Origin of the sequence: Sandaracinobacteroides hominis, assembly GCF_016464365.1 — a bacterium.
GTDB lineage: Bacteria > Pseudomonadota > Alphaproteobacteria > Sphingomonadales > Sphingomonadaceae > Sandaracinobacteroides > Sandaracinobacteroides hominis.
Window position 1 is genome coordinate 1 of the sequence record NZ_JADCUC010000004.1, and the last position, 16,954, is coordinate 16,954.

General features: G+C 56.5%; 13 protein-coding genes. 3 read left to right on the forward strand and 10 right to left on the reverse strand.

Translation table 11 applies throughout. The features are described 5' to 3' along the window. The 6 genes from IM784_RS09490 to IM784_RS09515 all read right to left on the reverse strand — a co-directional run. A partial coding sequence (locus IM784_RS09490; protein WP_199555097.1) for a hypothetical protein occupies positions 1 to 978 on the reverse strand: 978 nt, incomplete at its 3' end. Between the two features lie 654 nt (positions 979 to 1,632). Further along, positions 1,633 to 2,637, reverse strand: a complete 1,005-nt coding sequence (locus tag IM784_RS09495; protein ID WP_199555098.1) for an endonuclease NucS domain-containing protein — start codon at positions 2,635 to 2,637, stop codon at positions 1,633 to 1,635. Positions 2,638 to 2,717: 80 nt separating this feature from the next. Further along, entirely contained in the window at positions 2,718 to 4,334 is a 1,617-nt protein-coding gene (locus IM784_RS09500) for an AAA family ATPase (protein ID WP_199555099.1), read from the reverse strand. Then, complete coding sequence (locus tag IM784_RS09505) at positions 4,331 to 8,341, reverse strand: Eco57I restriction-modification methylase domain-containing protein (protein ID WP_199555100.1); 4,011 nt, start codon at positions 8,339 to 8,341, stop codon at positions 4,331 to 4,333. The genes IM784_RS09500 and IM784_RS09505 overlap by 4 nt, the downstream gene beginning before the upstream one ends. Beyond that, entirely contained in the window at positions 8,338 to 11,583 is a 3,246-nt protein-coding gene (locus IM784_RS09510) for a helicase-related protein (protein ID WP_199555101.1), read from the reverse strand. The genes IM784_RS09505 and IM784_RS09510 overlap by 4 nt, the downstream gene beginning before the upstream one ends. A gap of 418 nt (positions 11,584 to 12,001) precedes the next feature. Next, positions 12,002 to 12,241: a hypothetical protein gene (locus tag IM784_RS09515; RefSeq protein ID WP_199555102.1), complete on the reverse strand. Its 240-nt coding sequence runs from the start codon at positions 12,239 to 12,241 to the stop codon at positions 12,002 to 12,004. A 561-nt stretch (positions 12,242 to 12,802) separates the two neighbouring features. Between IM784_RS09515 and tnpC the strand changes: the two genes are divergently transcribed. Beyond that, positions 12,803 to 14,335 carry an IS66 family transposase gene (gene tnpC / locus IM784_RS09520; protein WP_408015291.1) on the forward strand — a complete coding sequence of 511 codons (1,533 nt, stop codon included), beginning with the start codon at positions 12,803 to 12,805 and terminating at the stop codon, positions 14,333 to 14,335. On the opposite strand, the gene tnpB is transcribed toward tnpC, so the two are convergent. Both tnpB and tnpA read right to left on the reverse strand, forming a co-directional pair. After that, positions 14,332 to 14,685, reverse strand: coding sequence for an IS66 family insertion sequence element accessory protein TnpB (gene tnpB / locus IM784_RS09525; RefSeq protein WP_199555104.1), 354 nt, complete (start codon positions 14,683 to 14,685; stop codon positions 14,332 to 14,334). The genes tnpC and tnpB overlap by 4 nt on opposite strands. Continuing rightward, positions 14,679 to 15,092, reverse strand: coding sequence for an IS66-like element accessory protein TnpA (tnpA, locus tag IM784_RS09530; protein ID WP_199555105.1), 414 nt, complete (start codon positions 15,090 to 15,092; stop codon positions 14,679 to 14,681). The genes tnpB and tnpA overlap by 7 nt, the downstream gene beginning before the upstream one ends. Positions 15,093 to 15,190: 98 nt before the next feature. Here tnpA and IM784_RS09535 point away from each other — a divergent pair, with 98 nt between their 5' ends. Both IM784_RS09535 and IM784_RS09540 read left to right on the forward strand, forming a co-directional pair. Next, positions 15,191 to 15,487: a hypothetical protein gene (locus tag IM784_RS09535; protein ID WP_199555106.1), complete on the forward strand. Its 297-nt coding sequence runs from the start codon at positions 15,191 to 15,193 to the stop codon at positions 15,485 to 15,487. A 34-nt stretch (positions 15,488 to 15,521) separates the two neighbouring features. Further along, the gene (locus tag IM784_RS09540) at positions 15,522 to 15,866 is read left to right on the forward strand and encodes a hypothetical protein (protein ID WP_199555107.1); all 345 of its coding nucleotides are present in this window, start codon (positions 15,522 to 15,524) and stop codon (positions 15,864 to 15,866) included. A 39-nt stretch (positions 15,867 to 15,905) separates the two neighbouring features. On the opposite strand, the gene IM784_RS09545 is transcribed toward IM784_RS09540, so the two are convergent. Then, positions 15,906 to 16,307, reverse strand: a complete 402-nt coding sequence (locus IM784_RS09545; RefSeq protein ID WP_199555108.1) for a hypothetical protein — start codon at positions 16,305 to 16,307, stop codon at positions 15,906 to 15,908. Continuing rightward, positions 16,307 to 16,705, reverse strand: a complete 399-nt coding sequence (locus tag IM784_RS09550; RefSeq protein ID WP_199555109.1) for a helix-turn-helix domain-containing protein — start codon at positions 16,703 to 16,705, stop codon at positions 16,307 to 16,309. Before IM784_RS09550 ends, IM784_RS09545 begins: the two co-directional genes overlap by 1 nt. Between the last annotated feature and the right edge of the window lie 249 nt (positions 16,706 to 16,954).

Genomic DNA, 16,954 nt, shown 5'->3' on the forward strand with positions numbered 1-16,954 from the left:
AGCGACAGACCATCGAACATCGGCGCTTGCAGCACCGCAAGTTCGCCGCCTAACATCAACCCCCTGACGAGGTCCGCACTCCGCTAATCTACGCCGCGAGTTGTGCCGAATGTTCTGACGACGGACACACAGACCAAAACTACACAAGGCGCCAAAGCCATGGGGCACCAGTCGATCTATGCGAGACCAGAATGTCGCCTGACCGTTCGGTGTTTGCATGGTCGCCGGAACGGCGATCTGGACTAGCGGAGGCCGGACTTCGATCACCGTTCCGCAGTTGGTTTCAGACCCAACTTTTACGCCACCTCGCAATTCGGCAGTCAGCTTTACTTCTTCCGCATGGTCGGCTCGCAGACGTGCAGCCCGGTGCTGTTCATCGAATTTTGCATTTTGCCATTGCCTTGTGATCTGTTCGCCCTGGAAAATGTAAATGGTTGTCAGGGTCTTGATAGGAAATGCCCTCATCATGACACGGCTACCGATATCCCCGTCCGTTGCCACTCCGGTTGTATCGAAGATTGCAGCATAAAACCCACCTAGAAACCGGTCCGGCCCCGTTGTGCAAAGGCCAGTAATGGACAGCCACCGGTGCTTGTATTGCCGCGTCGTCGGCAATCGATCGGTCGTGGCCCAATCGGCGAACATTTTGGCTGCATTGCTCTCGGCCGGTTCCATTCGGCCGCCTTCAGCGAGGCACTGCTCAGCAAATAGCTTTCGAGCTTGCTCCGCGGTGGCGGTTCCATCGGACAGCCGCTTTTCAGCAAAGTACCGGGATCCCACTACAAACTGCGGTACTTCGCGCACGGGCCACAGGAGCGGCCGAAGCCCGGACTCGTTCTTTGCATCTTCAGGTGCTGGAAGGGGCTCCCCTCCAACCCGATCGAGCATGGCTGCCAATGGTTCCCGATCTGATGGCGACGCCGAAGTCGCCGTTGTGAGCGCAACGATCAAAATGAGGGACTGGAGTTTCGTGTGCATGACAGGCTCCCGATATCGGGACGGCCCGTAGCCGGGTGTTAGCAACCCTGCGTAGCACAGAGCGCCGCCACCTTTAGGCGAAGCCCTGGACATACGTGACGGCCACCCGGCCGACATGAAAAAGTCGACCGGCTGCTACGCCTTGAGGTTGCTAAGCCTCCCTGCCGGGACGCACCGGACATTGGGTTCAACATAGCGGTTGGAGGCATTTCCGCAACGGGACACTTTGAACCGCTTCTGCGAGAGACAGACGAAGAGAGGAGAGAGGGAGCTCCGTGACTGAAACGCCAGTCATGAGGAGGCTAACTTGTATCAGAGAAACTACATTCCACCGCATCTGAGGGGAGCAGTAAGGGAGGTCACCGACCGGGTGCATCAGCAAGCAGAAGGTGCTGCATTCGCCATCTACGTCATCCTTGATCCAACCCATATTGATCCGGTTGGTCAGTTTGAAGCTCTCCCGATTTATGTCGGAATGTCCTCGAACGTTGGACGGAGAGTTGAGAAACACTACCGACGGGCAGCTCTCAAAAAGCTCGACGATCATCTGGTTTGTGGGCGCATGAGGCAGCTAATGCGTAAGCGTCCGGGCAGCGCCGTCTTGCAGGTGGCCGACTGGCACGCTCACCGGAAGCAGGCGATACGAGCCTGTATTTACAGCCCCCAGCGTTCCTTCAGGCGTTCAACTGTTGTGCGCCATTTCGGTGTGGTTGGCTTGCACACTGTGTTCTGATTACCAAACAGCCCGATCTCGTTCACAGCTTGATCGAGTGGCACCGAGTGGATCCATCGAACCGGGACGAAATACTCCATCCGCACTGGATCATCGATGAATTCGCGATGGTAATTGCCTCCGTGAAGCACCTCCAGCGCCGAATGTTCACCTTGCGCGGTTGCAACCCTGAAGTCGGTGATCGGTTCGCGCGGGCCAGTCACTTCGCCGACACCAACAAATCCGTAGCCCGGCGCCTTCACCCATACCCTGTCGCCTGCGTTTAGAAGGTTCAGGGTATTGCTATACCAGCTCCCGCCACCGGCGCATATGAAGCCGAACTTGCGCGCCTCGTCCCAATCACGCGCTTCGCTGTGCCCGAAGCATGCGTAGAATTCGCCTATCCAGGGTTCACGCTCACGCGGGCCGCGCGTGGGCGCCGTGGCTGCTTGTACTTGAGTTTGCACGGGGTCGAGCAGCCAAGACCGGCTCAGTAATTTTTGCCCATCGAGCTCGAAAACCTGAAAGCAAAGTACGTTGATCGCAATATTGCGCTTGTTGAGATAGCTGACGATCCGCTCGCTGCTGTCATCAAGTTGGGTGGCGACGATAACGATCTGATGGCTATCGTTTATGGTGTCTTCGTCCAGCGGTTGACCGAAACGCGCCTGAAAATCTGCAGCAAGGTCGCGCGTGGGAGCAAAGCGCCCGTAGATTGCCGCAATGTCATCGGCGCCCAACTCTTCGACCCAGCAAGCGTAATCGATGGACTGAGCAACCACTTCGCGCGGTGTGCGGTCGCGCTTCAGCTCAATCAACACCAAGGCACCATCTGGGGCAATGCCGAGCAGGTCGACGATGCCGCCCAATCCGGTACGTTCCTGCCGACCGATCAACATCCATTCGTCGGAGAGGATTCGCGGTGCAGCGACGATCATGTCTTCCAACACGCGCTCGCTTGGCAGCCGGGCTTCGGGCAAGGCTTGGGGCGCGTTGCTAACTGTCCAAAGGGCATTTCGGATGGGCATCAGCTTGCCGCTGCTTTCCGTTGCTTCATTTCCGAGGTGGAAAGTGCCTTCAATGCGAACATGAGCGCATCGACCGCCACGATGGCACCCTGCACTTCATATCTCTCCAAGGAACTCGTGCCGCCATGCGATAGCCGATTGAGAAGTATCTCTGTGTACATCTGAAGATGTTCTAAAATCTCATTATATTGTCCATTCGCACTAGAATTACTCCAGGATTTTACGGCTGACATCAAATCGCTGAATGCCACTTTCTCGGAATCCACCTTGTAGCGAACCGGAACGCTCTTGACCTCGCAGAACTCCCGCAGAGTGCGCTCGGCGGAAATTCGAACGGCGTTGCCGGCGGCGTTGATATGGCCTTGGTTTAGAAATGTTTTGGCCAAGTCCAGCGCATCGGATGGAGAGCTGGAACTGACGGGCAGCGGCGTCGGCGGTGTCTGCAAGTTGGACCCAGCATGAATTTCAAGGTAGTTCCAAAACTTGTCTGCCTTATGCCGCCGATGATAGCTGCGCGTCATGTCGAACCACAGCCTGTCATGTGTCAGGATAATGATCTGCCACTCCCGGAACTGCTCCGCCAACAGGTTCAGGATTGGGAGACGGTTCGATTGATCCAAGCTGACGATAACATCGTCGAGAACCATGATCTTCGGCACGTCGGCAAGCGTTGTGGCCGCACACAGCTTTCTGCCTGCGAAGTATATAGCCAATGCCAGAGCTGATTGGCGTGCTTCGTTCAACGAGAGGTGTGGCGAAGCCAATTCCTCACCGTTGAATTTGACGACTGGCTTGATGGATTTACCATCGAAGTCACGGTGTTTAAGCGGCCACTCGGTGTTATATGTCAGGCGCTGAAACTCGAAACGTTCGACTTCAATATCGTCCCAACCAAGCGCCTTCAGCATCTCGTTCACGAACGGAACCATTGCATCTAATGCTTCGCCAATGCCGGTATTGAAGCTTGTGCGATAATAATTGCGTTCCGCGTCGTCCCGTCCAACGGTCAAATCTCCGCGCGGCGGGCTGATATGCTTCCTTAACACAAACCACAGATCGCGGATTGTCGCCTCCGATCCATCATGCGCTGTCCGGTAGTCCCGGAGTACGGTTTGAACACAGATGTCGAACAGGTTTATGGCACCACCGCTATGTCGGAAATTGGTTTCCAGCAACGCGCGATAATCAAGAAATGCCTTGCGATAGCCGGCAGCAAAAACGCGTTCACTCAAACCTCCACCCGGATCGCAAGGGTGCCGATCCTTATCCCAACGTTCAACACTCCCATCGTCGAACTCGGCCTCAACCCAAGTCTCGGAAATGCCGAGACTACTGAACAAATTCACATTGTTTTCAAGGCGCTGACGACGCGAAGGCTTGCTGTTCTCGGCAACGGAAAAGAAGCCGTCAAGCGCGTGAAATATGGTCGACTTGCCCGAGCCATTCTCACCGAAGATCGCGACGTTCCTGCCACCCAGCGGAACAGGAACCGCCGCAGGGCCGGGGAAGGCACGAAAGTTCCGAAGCGTGAGAGTCTTGAGCCTTGGCGGCGAAGGAGGAGAACCAGCTGCAGCGGCTTCGGGCACAGCTTCTTCGGGCGGAACCTCTCCGTTCACGCTTCTTTGCCCTCGATAATCCGCACCGCGTCCAGCGTCTGGAGATCGGAAAGCATCATGCGCAATGGTTGGCCGGGAGCGAGGTGGGTGCGGGCGAAGACTTCAGCGGCCTGGATAAGAGGGGCGCCTTCCAGATTGGCCAGCGCATTCAGCCCGGCGGCGGCTGCATCGAACAGCCGAAGGGTGCGGGCGTGTAGATCATCCGGGAAATAGAGTTCGTACACGAAGCCATTGAGAAGCTGCTCCAGAGCTGAAATTCGATCTACCGAGAGAGCGGAGACCAAAACATCGATCAATTTCTGTTGTGCACCTGTTGCGCGTGCGATCGGGACATATTGCATTACTTCTGAAAATGCGCGCAAATACCCGCCTCTGATCGCGTTAGATACCTGCCGATAATACCATTCAACTATATTGCTGTTAAGAATTGCGCACATCCAGCGTTCGCCGGTCGGAATAAAGTAGGCCGTGTTTCCAGCATGCATGCCATCGGCATCCCAAGCAAAGCTCTGGTGTTCATAGATGTCAGGGTAATAGATTTTCGACTCCGCGAACGCCTCCCAATACGCGCATGCACGGAGTTCCCAGAAGTACTGGCCCTTATCGTAACGCTTAATCAGCGCGGCGCGGTGGCCCTCAAACCAGTGATGTATGGCAGGCCAAGTTTTGGCGAAAATCCGTTCGGCCTCGTTATCCGGCAAGCGCGACCACGGGTGCTTCTTGTTGGCAGAAGACTCGATCTTGATCAGCCACAAATCCTGTGGCTCCGTCCGCCAACGCTTGATGTCGCGGCCGCGCAGGAATGGTTTGATGATATCGGCGCTGTTTGGGTCGGCGGCGATCAATTTTGCGCGGGTAGCACCGTCGATGACGAAGGCATCGTTGTAGCCGGTCTTGATTCCATAATAGAACCGCCCCTCAACATAGTCGCCCAGTGGCACGCCGGCGGCGCGGATGCGGGCGAGCAGGTCGCGCTTGACGGTCGGCTCGATCTGCCAACCACCACGCTCCAACGCAGATTGCGGCATGTCGAAGCCAGCTCGCTCCACCAGCAGCGGAAACTGCTCAATCTCTGCACTGTCGCCAAGATCCTGCCAATTGAGCGCGCGGAAGCGATCCTTTGGCATAGGCCCGGGATCAGCGCGCCGCTGGGCGATCAGAATCGTGGGATAGGCAATGGCATCAAACACATCGGCATCGCCAAAATCGATCAGCGTTTGAACCTTTGCGTTCACGGTGAACCAATGCCGCAGATTCTCCCCATATTTGGCTCGATACCATTTGTTCGACGTAATGTAGCCGAAGGTGCCGCCCGGCTTCAGCAAGCGGATGCCGCGTTCGATAAAATAGACAAACAGATCCGCCGTGCCGGCATAGCTGCCTTGCGGAAGGCCCTTCTTGCCCTTTTCCCCATAGAATTTCTGCAGCGCCGGCTTCTGTTCGGTGATCTTTTCCTGCCGCACATAGGGCGGATTGCCGATCACGATGTCGAAACCGTCGTGGAGCTGGAACATCCACAAGGGGTCAAAGAAGGGCGCGCTGGCATTCTGGTCGAAGGGGTTCCAGGCCGCAGCTTTCCTGGCATCCTCATATGGCAGCGAGTGTTCGGTCTCGAGGATTTCGGACAGTTCGTCGCGGTAACCCAATATCAAGTCGCGGTACTTGCGTTTGGTTCGCATGGTGCGTGCACCAAAGTGGCGTTGGGTCGCATCCTCGATTTGGCGTTCCAGGTCCCCGATCCGCGGGTTGGCAAATAGGTTTCCTTGCTCCGGACGTTCCAGCGGAATCAGGCTGTTGGCGGCCACCAGCTTGGTTTCAAGGTTGGGCAGCGGCTTGATGCCCAGATTGGGCCTACCCTTGTGTGGCTTCTGTTCGACGGCAAGGCTGATGAAAAAGCGCAATTTGGCGATCAGGATGGCGATCGGCTGAATATCCGAGCCATAGAGGCATTTTTCGATCAGGTGCAGCTTGCGGACATAATCGGCAAGCTCGTTGTCAGCGAATTCCTCGTCAAACGCCTTGATCGCCGCTTCAGCCTCCTCCAGCTCCGCCTCGCGCCGGGTGACATCATAGTTACGGGCATCGGCGAGGCGCCGCTCCAATGGCGCGCGCAGGGCTGCCTTCCACTTGCTATTGTCTGGGTCCAACCGTCTCAGCGCATCCATCAGCGCCTGCAACATTCCCATCGGAAATGCGCCTGAACCGCAGGCGGGGTCCAGCACCTTCAGATCTTCAATGGCTACAACAATCGCCTTCGCCTCGGTTTCACTGAATGCAGGGGCCTCGACGCGGGGATCTAGAAGGGCCCGGATTTGGGCGGGAGCATTGTCTGTAATGGCGTCAGCGGATTTCGCACCGCCGCCATCCATCGCAAGCTCGCCAGGTGCCGGTCCAAGATTGAGCGCTTGCTCACGTGGGCGCAGGCCGGACGCGCCGGGTGATCGTGCCGAGCGCAACGCCGGGACAAGCTGATGTGCCAGTGTTTCGCGCACCATGTAATCGACAACGTAACGTGGGGTGTAAAAGGCGCCCGACTTCTTGCGCGCGGTGGTGCTCGTTTCCTCGTTGTAGCTGGCCAGCAGGTTCTCAAACACCTTGCCTAGCAGCTCAGGATCCAGCGCCACCTCTTCTTCGGCCGATGTGTTTTCCTCGACGGTGAAAACATAATCGTCGAACAAAGTGAAAAGGCCGCGCGCAGTGTAGCGTTTGCCCTTCGTCTCATAGATTGCGTTGAGATCGACGTCCTCAGGCGCGCCGAAAAACACGCGGTTTGGCACGTGCAGCGGATTTTTCGGTCGATCCGAAAAGCCATCAATGCGCAATTGCTTGCCGTCGCTGACGCCCTTGAGGCCGGGATTTTGGGCCAGATCTCGCTCGGTCAATTCACGATCGAGGCATTCGAAAAGCCCGCCGTTCAGGAAGGGCACCTTGCGGAACAGGTCCAGCGCCAACTCCGCGTTCACAAACAGATCATGGTAGCGATAGACGCTGTGCACCATGAAATGCCCGTCCTGCCCGCCACTGGTGTTCGTTGAACGCCATTTGCGGCCCTCGCCCATTTCCGTGTTGAGCGTGGCGAAAAACAGATTTTGCAGGACGGCGCGATAGTAGTTTCCGTCTTCCGGCTTTGTGCCCGGGTCTGCTTTCAGCAGCTGGCGCACATCCTCCAGACGGAAGAGCGCATCTGGGATGAGGCCGCGTTCCTTGATGAACCAGCAGAAGATCACCCGCGTCAGCAGGCGGATCAAGGGCACTTCGGTTTTGCTGCCAGCGCCCTCGGGGAAGGTAACCTGCCCACGCGCCCAGAAGAACCAGTTGCTGAGTTCCTTATAGAAGGCCTCGTTCAGGGTTTTCGTTGAGAGTGCGGCCTGCCATCCTTCATAAAGGTCATCGAAGTTGGACGGCCGCGACCGCATGGCCTGCCAGTCGAGCTTCGCGAGAATAGCGAGATGGCCGCGATGGGGCCGCGCGGTGGAAACATTCAGGACAATCGAAATCCGACCGGTCTGCACATCGCGGTTTGCATCTCGCTTGTGCTGACGCCTCTCGCTGACAGCGAGGGAGAAGTGCTTTCCGTGCCGGAACAGAATGATGACCGGCATCGGGAAAAGAGCATTCACTGTGCGCGTGATGCTGGCAAGCTGCGTACGCTTCCACGCTTCGCCCTCAAGCTCGATGGCGAGAAAGACGAAGCTATCCACTATGCTGCGACCAAAGCGCTCTGTCATGTCAAAGCCGGGTTGTGGACGACCGAGCATCGGTATTTCGTCATTGGTGAGCTGGAAGAGGAAGCGAACCTCGCGCCACTTGTCGAAAAATGCCGCGTCGTCCGCGAGTTTGCCGTCGTGATCAACTTCCCGGGCGAACGCCTCAGGTTTGCCGTCAAGAGCGATGGTCTTGGCGCTCCGATACCCGAGTGTCCCGAGCAATTCGCATCCCGCCTGTTCGAGTGGCAAAGCTGCAAATGCGCGCACGGCGTTGTCCAGACTGGTGGCGGACACCGTCATACCGTGCTCCCCGGGCGAACGATAAGCCAAGTGATGAGATCATAACCGGAATTGGCGCGCGCTTGGGCCCTTTCGTCAGGCACACGGGCTGCCCGTCCGCCCATCAAAGCGGAAAGGCTGCGTGATGCAGTGGTCGTCCCGATGGAAGCGACAGCAGCTTCGATCAGTCTGTCGTAGTGCTCGAGCTTCTGCCCCTGGTCAGTTTCATCGTCGAATGATTGGCAAAGAGCCTCGAAGGGCTCGGCATGTCCTACGCTGAGCGAGCGCCATGCCTCCAGGATCGCCTTGGGTTGGGCAAAGCCGCGGGCGATACTGCCACTGTCCTTCACATGGACCAGATAGTAGGGATCGAGCGGGTTTATCTGGGCCTGCGCGGGATCAGGATCGGCGGGTCGGCGACGCAGGCAGAAGATGACCCCCGGTTCTATCGCACCGCCCTCAATTTCTTTCGGAACGATAGCGTGGAGACCAAGCGGTGCGTCGCGCAACGCCTGTTCGTTGGCGCGGGCAAAATCGCGCAGGTCGGCGCGGAAATCGTCGAGCGCGAAATCCGCTAACGTCACGCCTCCTCCGGCTTCCTCGAGATCGAAAACCTCATCCTTCAGGCGTTGCAGCTGCTCGTCGCGCCAACGCGCATCACCGTCCGCCTTGGCGCGCTTGTCCAGGATGTCGTCGTCGCCGGTTGCGGATAAATCGACCAGCTTCATTCGTGCTTCGACCCGACCCTTAAGGCGCAAATATTTGTTGAGTTCCTCGGTCGGCCAGAAATTGATCATGCGGATTTCATCATTAAGACTGCCGATGCGATCGATTCGTCCGAAGCGCTGAATGAGGCGCACGGGATTCCAATGAATGTCGACATTTACCAACAGATCTGCATCTTGCAGATTCTGTCCTTCTGAAATGCAGTCGGTGGCGACCAACAAATCGATCTCGCGGCTCTGGTCAGCCTTTTTCATGCTATAGCGCTGCTTTGCGCGTGGGGCGAAATTAACGAGAATATCCTGGAATTGCGCCTTCCCGAACGTTGCCTTGCAGTCGGACCCAGTGACCAAGGCCGCCTCTATTCCGCACTCGTTCGCGATGGGTAGTAGCTCCTCATAAATGTAGCGCGCAGTGTCGGTGAAAGCAGTGAACAGGATAATTTTGCGGTTTGCTTCCCCATTTCTGTTAATCGATGGACTGGCAGCTTTCGCGCGAACAATCTCTATTAGCTTGTCTAGTTTGTTGTCCCTCGTTGGTGTCACTTGTCGCGCTGCTTCAGCGAGCTCTACGATACGGTCTCGGTCGCGCAGAAGCGCCGCCTTCCAAGTTGGCCTATCGATATGAGCCAAACGGTATTTCAATGCTCCCCCTACTTCGAATGCCTCTTCCAGCTCCTCGTCGAGTTCATCATCATCAGTGATTTGAGCGCCGATTTCTGCGGCGGAATCGAATGCGTCGATTTCCGCAACGCGGCCGTCAATTCGCTCGACCATCCGGTCCATTGTAAGCCGGAACGAGCTGACTGAGCTTTCGAGCCGTTTAAGAAAACCCGACTTCATCATGGCAATCAGGTATTTTTCACGATTACCTTGGTCGAAATTTCCGCCTGTGTCGTAATGGTGGCGATGGTGCGTGAGGACGAAGGACAACGGGCTATATAGCGCCAACTCCAGTTGGCCGATGGCGTCATCAACCGCTTCGAAGGCCGGAAAGCCACCTTCGTTGTCGATACTGGCAAATACAGATTCGGGAGCGGCGCGGCGGGGAAAATGGCCGATCCGCTCCATCGATGAGGAATAGTGCCGTTCGACGTGTCCGCGCGAGCGCGCAATCGTGACTCCATCCAGCAGCCCGAACAGGCCGGGCGGAAGCGATGCCAGAAGCGCACCGGCATCGCGACTTTCTCCCTTGGTCCAGTCTGCGAACTTCTTCTGAGCGGTCCCGATCAGGGCTGAGAGGTTGGGAATCCCAAGATCGCCAAACCCAGCATTGTTATCTGCGGTAATGAGGTCAAGTTGGGACTTCAAGTCGCTCAGGTCGTTGTTGACCGGTGTAGCGGAGAGCAGCAAGACCTTGGTCTTCGGCCCAGCCTTGATGATGTCGTCCATCAACCGTTCGTATCGTGTTTTGCGCCCATTCCCGCTGCGGTTACGGGAAGCATTCCGGAAATTATGTGATTCATCGACAACGACGAGATCGTAGTTGCCCCACTCAATCCGCGACAAGTCGATATCACCGACTTTGCCGCGCTCCCGCGACAGATCCGTATGCGAAAGAACGGTATAGCCAAATCGATCCTCCCGTAGGGGGTTCAATTCGCTGTTGTTGGCGGCGAGATACTCGGTCCAGTTTTCGCGCAGTTTTTTGGGGCAAAGCACCAGCACATTTTTATTGCGTTTTTCAAACCACTTAATGACACCAAGTGCGGTGAAGGTTTTACCTAGGCCGACACTGTCAGCGAGAGTGCAGCCACCGTGTTTTTCCAGCTTCGATAGCACGGCACGAAGGCCGTCCCGCTGGAAATCGAACAATGTCTGCCAGATCGCTGTCTGCTCGAACGCCGTTTGTTCGAACAGTGCATCTTCTTCGGCCTGCTCATCCAGGTAATCTCCAAATATATGAAGAAGGGTTTTAAAGTACACGAACTCAGGAGCAGCATGGGCGTAGCTGGCTTCCAGCGCGCTCAGCACTTCATCCTTTACGTCGTCAGTCAGACCTTCGTCGGTCCACAGCTCATTGAACCATGCCAGAAGGTCTTCGCGATCGCGATCTCCATCAACTACCAGATTGAGTTCGATGTTTGGGTTTTTCCCCAGTCCAAGACCATTAACTGTAAAATTCGAGCTGCCAACCAAGGCATGTGCGCGTCGGCCATCGTCTACGTGGACTAGTTTACCGTGCAGCAAGCCAGAGCGCTTCACGGAGCGGATATCGACACGCTCCCGAATCCAGTTTGCGCAACGGAGCGCAACGGCGCGCTGTCGGATTTGCTCGGTAAGCTGCAATCCGGCCTCTGTGAAAGAGAACGCCGGCGGCACGAGTCTGGCGTTATCGGCGTCTTTCAGAAATCGTGGCTCGCCAAACAAGAAGCGCATATGCTCAACCCGGTCGAGCGTGGGGCGAAGCATTTCATATGCGAATGTCGTAAAATAGGCCGATACCACCGAGAGGTGGCTATCCGTTGTAGCACGTTCGGTGATGAACTGATGGACGGCTCCCCTGGTGCGGTTGTCCCTAATGCCTGATCTTGCTGTCACGCTGACCCCTCTTACTGTTCCACGTGATGCCCGACTGATCGAACGTTGAAAAGGCGTGACTCGGCTTTGGCCGAACCGACAGGTGCGCGCTCACTGAATTCATGATTTTCTCGGGCGCGAGAATTCGCAGCGCGGGCCAATATCATGAGGCGGCCATCGCCAACTCTGCCCCTCAGTCGATGCGGTGCGCGATTTCGGTTCCGCCCCATCTGCAAACAGCCGCGCAGGCGCTGTATCGACATGGCAGTTGCTCTATCCTGCCTGCCGGAGTTCATCACATCCGCCTCCAGCAAGGATTCTCTCCGTTCGTCCGTCTGAACACCTGCCGGCACATCAGAAGCTGCACACATCCATTCAATAGGCCTTGGAGACAAGGCCGGCTCTGTTGTACGCGCAGATGATGGAGGCCTGACAGTCATCACTTGAATTCCAGGGTGACGCTATATCGCTGCTGGAACGACACGAAAATCGCTATCAGATTCTTCGTTGTGGGATTGCCCTTCGGTCCCAGCATTCGCGTCAAACTCTTCTCTGGAATGCCGACGGAATCCGCACAGACAGCGTAGCCGCCGGTTTGCTTTATGAGGTCGCGGAGGGTGGATTTTGCCTCCTCAAACTCTGCTTGAAAAAGTTGATTCGCAGCCACCGCCAAGCTCAATCGAACAAATCCTTTCTCCCAGATTTTCCGCCTTTTCTGATACCTCTGGTATGCTGCTACCCCCTTGCCCATAGACTCTCCTATGTTACCATCCTCGGCGCGATCGAATTCAGAGCTGCTGCGGAACCATCCGGCAAGCCATTGGAATTATATCGACACCCTTTCAACGAAGGTAACATAAATGTTCTGTGGATAACTCTGCCGAACGCCATTTCGACCACGCATTTTGCGCGAAAAACCCTTGGATGTGATGCGGGAAAACGATATCAAAAATCCATGTCCGCGGCCGCGCAAACCCTGCCTGAAGATCCTGCAGAATTGCAGCGTCTGGTGCGGATGCTGCAGGCGCAACTCGCCGAAAATCCTGCCGGGAAAATTCGTGACGACGGTTTTCAAATCGGGCGCGGCGGGCAGATGGAATCGCTCCCCGATGATGACGAAGATGATCTTCGGCAACAGGCTTTCGCGAACGAAATTGACACGCTTCGCGACGAGCTCGAGCGGACAAAGGGGGAGCGCGACGAGGCGCTTCAGAAACTGAAAGCCGCCAAGGCGGGCCTGATGCTGAAGATCCTTGAGCTCGAGAAGATTAAGGCCGAGATCGCCAAACTTCGTCGGATGAAATTCGGGCAATCGTCTGAGCGTTTCGATGCCCAGCTGGCACAGCTCGAGCTTTCTCTGGAGGACATGGAGGCCGATCTCAGCGAGGATATCGCCGGAGACTCTGCCGCCATAGCCGTGGTCGAGGCTGAGAGGGCAAAGCGCGAAAAGAGGATCGCAAAGCGTCAGAAAATTCCACCGAATTTTCCGCGCGAGACGATCAGCATTCCGGCCCCTGACAGCGACAATTGTGGTGAATGCGGCGGGTCTATGGGCCTGCTGGGCACCGACATCACGGAAGTGCTGGACTTTGTGCCGGCGCAATGGATCGTCAAATCCTACGAGCGGCCGAAGTTCGCTTGTAAGGCTTGCGATCATATCAGTCAGGCGCCGGCGCCAGGTTTGCCAGTGCCGCGCGGTAAGGCCGGAGCGGGGCTCCTGGCACACGTCGCAATCTCGAAGTATTGCGATCACCTTCCTTTGTATCGCCAGGCAGAAATCTATGCTCGCCAGGGCCTTGATCTCAGCCGCTCGACGATGTCGGACTGGATCGGTCATTGCGCGTGGCTGCTGCAGCCATTGGCAGATTTGATTGCTCGGCATGTGTTCGCCGGCGCAAAGATTCACACGGACGATACACCGGTGCAAACGCTGGTTCCCGGTCGTGGGAAAACCAAACAGGGGCGCCTGTGGGTATATGTTCGGCACGACCGGAACTGGCAGCCGACAGGGACAGCAAATGATCCGCCGGCTGCGATATATTATTACTCGCCTGATCGAAAAGGCGAGCGCCCACGAAGTCATCTCGCGAATTTTAGCGGATTTCTGCAGGCCGATGGCTATGCCGGCTATGATCAGCTGTATCGAGACGGAACCACCGCAGGCGAGATAGTGGAAGTTGCGTGTTGGGCACATGCTCGACGCAAGATCTATGACGTCTGGAAACAACGGCAGTCTCCGACAGCAGCCGCAGGCTTGGCAATCGTAAAGAACATCTACGCATTAGAAGCCGAGTTGCGCGGGCAGCCGGTCCATGTTCGGACGGCGGGACGCATTGCAGTTCGTCACGAAGTCGAGAGATTTTTCGAGTGGGCGGACCAGGTGCTGCGCGGCCTTTCGAACCACGACAGCTTGGCACAAGCAATCCGCTATGCGGTAGCACGCCGTCGCGCGCTGAGCGTGTTTCTCGACGATGGTCGCCTCGAGGCCGACAACAACCGTGCGGAGAACAGTCTTCGCCGGGTTGCCCTTGGCCGTAAGAACTGGATGTTCGCCGGATCTGACAAGGGTGGAGACCGTGCAGCGCTCTTCTACACGTTGTTCGAAACGGCAAAGCTCAACGATATCGACCCGTTTGCGTGGTTGCGGGATGTGCTGACACGGATCGGTGAAGGCCATCCGGTGAACCGCCTGGAAGAACTGCTGCCGTGGAATTGGTCGGACTCGCTGGCACGACCAATCCCAGTCGCCTCGGTTGAGGATGACCACGCTTAGATCAGTGTGGGCCGACGCGCTGGTGAAGGCGACACGGTGCGTCGCCAATCCATTCCTTCGATCAGCGTTGCCAGCTGGCCTGGGGTGAGGACTTGATAGCCGTCGACAAGTGGTGGCCATACGAAGCGGCCATGCTCCAGACGCTTGGCGTAGAGGCACATGCCGGATCCATCCCAATACAGCGCCTTGAGATACGATCCTGTTTTGCCGCGAAAGAGAAAAAGATGCCCGCTGAACGGGTCTTGGGCCAGCAATTGCTTGGCGATCGCGGCCAACCCATCAAAGCCTTTGCGCATATCTACCGGCCTCGAAGTGAGGAAAACACGCGTTCCGGGCGCGATAGTTAGCATTGGCGATGGCGCAATGCGTTGATGACACCAACCAACGCCAGCTCGGAGACTTCCCCGCGAACCGTGAGGCACTCTCCGCCAGGGAAGGATATCTCTATGCAACCGTTCGCTGCCAAATGCGCAACCCCGATCGGTTGACTTTCTCGGGGCATCGGTGCGGCCGCTGGTGGGAGGGGGAGGTTTTCGACCGTCCCAAAGTCGATAAAGGTAGCTGCCGTACGTTCGGCGGCGCTATCACGCAGCTGTTTTCGCCATTTGTGGATCAGGCTCGGAGAAATATCATTGCGGCGGGCGACCTCCTCGATAATCGCGCCGGGCATTTCACATTCCGCAAGAATGCGGGCCCGATCGGAATAGCTCCAACGCCGGTAGCGCTCTGCGCGGGTTATGATCTCGATCTGTGACATGAGCTCTCCTTTGAGCGGCTCAAAAGACACGCTCAAAGCAGGCTGGTCACATAGCAGGGAAATCCGCACAACACGGGTCAGACCGGACGCTTACGCTAATGCGGCAGGACGTGCTGGCACGGTTCGCGGTGATCGACCGGTATGACAACGAACTGGACGCGAAGATTGCCGAGACCGTTTACGCCCAGCTCATGCTCCAGGCCGGCTATCGGCTGTACAACCTGTGGCCCAGTCAGAGCCTACTTCTAACTGTAAACCAGCTCGACAGGGCCATTGCCGGAATAAGGCGTCGCGCCGGAACGGGTTCGGTGAGCAGGAAAATGTCAGAACAGCAAGCAAACCAAGCAGTCACTGCCAAGGAACGGTCACGCCGCCAGACTGAAGCCCGAGATTGATCGTCCTTTCAGGTCCAAGTAGGAGATTCCAGCCATGAGTTTGCAAACCCAAGCCGTCGTTAGCGGACATCTGTCGGTCGAAGACATCTGTCGTCGCCTTCGGGAAAATTATGGCGCTCGGAGCATTGTTGCGCGCCCCGGTCGTCATTCCGACTATTGGACTATCGAGTTCGTCGATCATGACAGCTCATTGCACACGCTGCACGCCTTCCTGAACTCCTGGGCGGCTGACGACTATGCTGAGCTCGGCGCAGGTGCCAGCACATTGTTGTCAACTGAATTCACGCCTCGCAGCCTGGAGATAGCGGATGCGGTAATAGGCGGATCCAAGGGCTGGAAAAGGCGAATTGAGGCGGACAAATGGACGGTGGCGGACTAATCTCACTTCGATCATTGCAGCGAGCACGTCCCATTTGCTTCAATGGTGATATAAAATTCTTGCGGGGTAAAACTGCTGGCCGAAGAATCGGAGCCGGCTAACCGAGTACGCCTCACTAGGTCCACGCCAGCGCCACAGACCAACTACGTCTTCCATGCGCCCAACAACATGAAGAATTGCGCCTGAGGCGATTGTCAAGGTTATGACGGCAACTGATAAGGCCAATGTCGCAGTGCCCACCATTGATACCAACAAGCAGCCGAGAATCGCCGGGATCAATCCGATGATTTTAAAGGCAAGCACTTGATAGGCGGAAACAGGGTCTAGTGACCGGATCAGTTCTTGCGGCAGTCCATCCGAGACTGGAAAGTGCACACCTAGAGCAGTTTCGAACTGCTTAGCATTATCGCGAAGGAACTGTCGATATGGATTATGAGACATCAGACCGACTCCGAGAAAACCTGCTTAAGTAAGGGTAAGGCTTGTGCTGCGTTTGCTCCATCAGAATCCAGCAGATTCATGACAACAGCCACTGCTCGAACGAGTTTCGGAGCAGTCACCAGTTCATCGCGAGCTTCGAAAAAGTTAAAGGCAAACTCTACGCTGGCTGCAACGCGATTTAGCTCGTCCTCACTTGGGCGCTGTTGGCCAAGAAGTAGCCAGTTCGCATCGACACTGAATCTTTCGCAGATTTGTCTCACCAAGCTCGTTGGAGGGTCGAACGCCCCTCGCTCATAATTTTTGTATGAGCTGCTGGGGACCTCGAGCAGCTGTGCAAAATCGACTTGGTTCAGCCCCTGCGCCGATCGCACTTGCGCCATCCTCTTCCCGATCGACATGTCGATTGACCTTTAGACTCATATGTTATACCAATAGATCGTTCATGGGCATATATATTCGCCCTTTGGCGATTCTATACACCTGTTGCCCCATTTGTCCAAGGAGTGATCGATGGTTGAGTTAGAAAGCCCACGTGCACTGGCCACTCGGCTAGGTTGGACGGAGCGCAGGATACGAACTCTCATTGCCAACCGGCTCATTCGCCACGTTAGGGTGGGGAACAGCATATTCGTCCCACATGGCGCAAT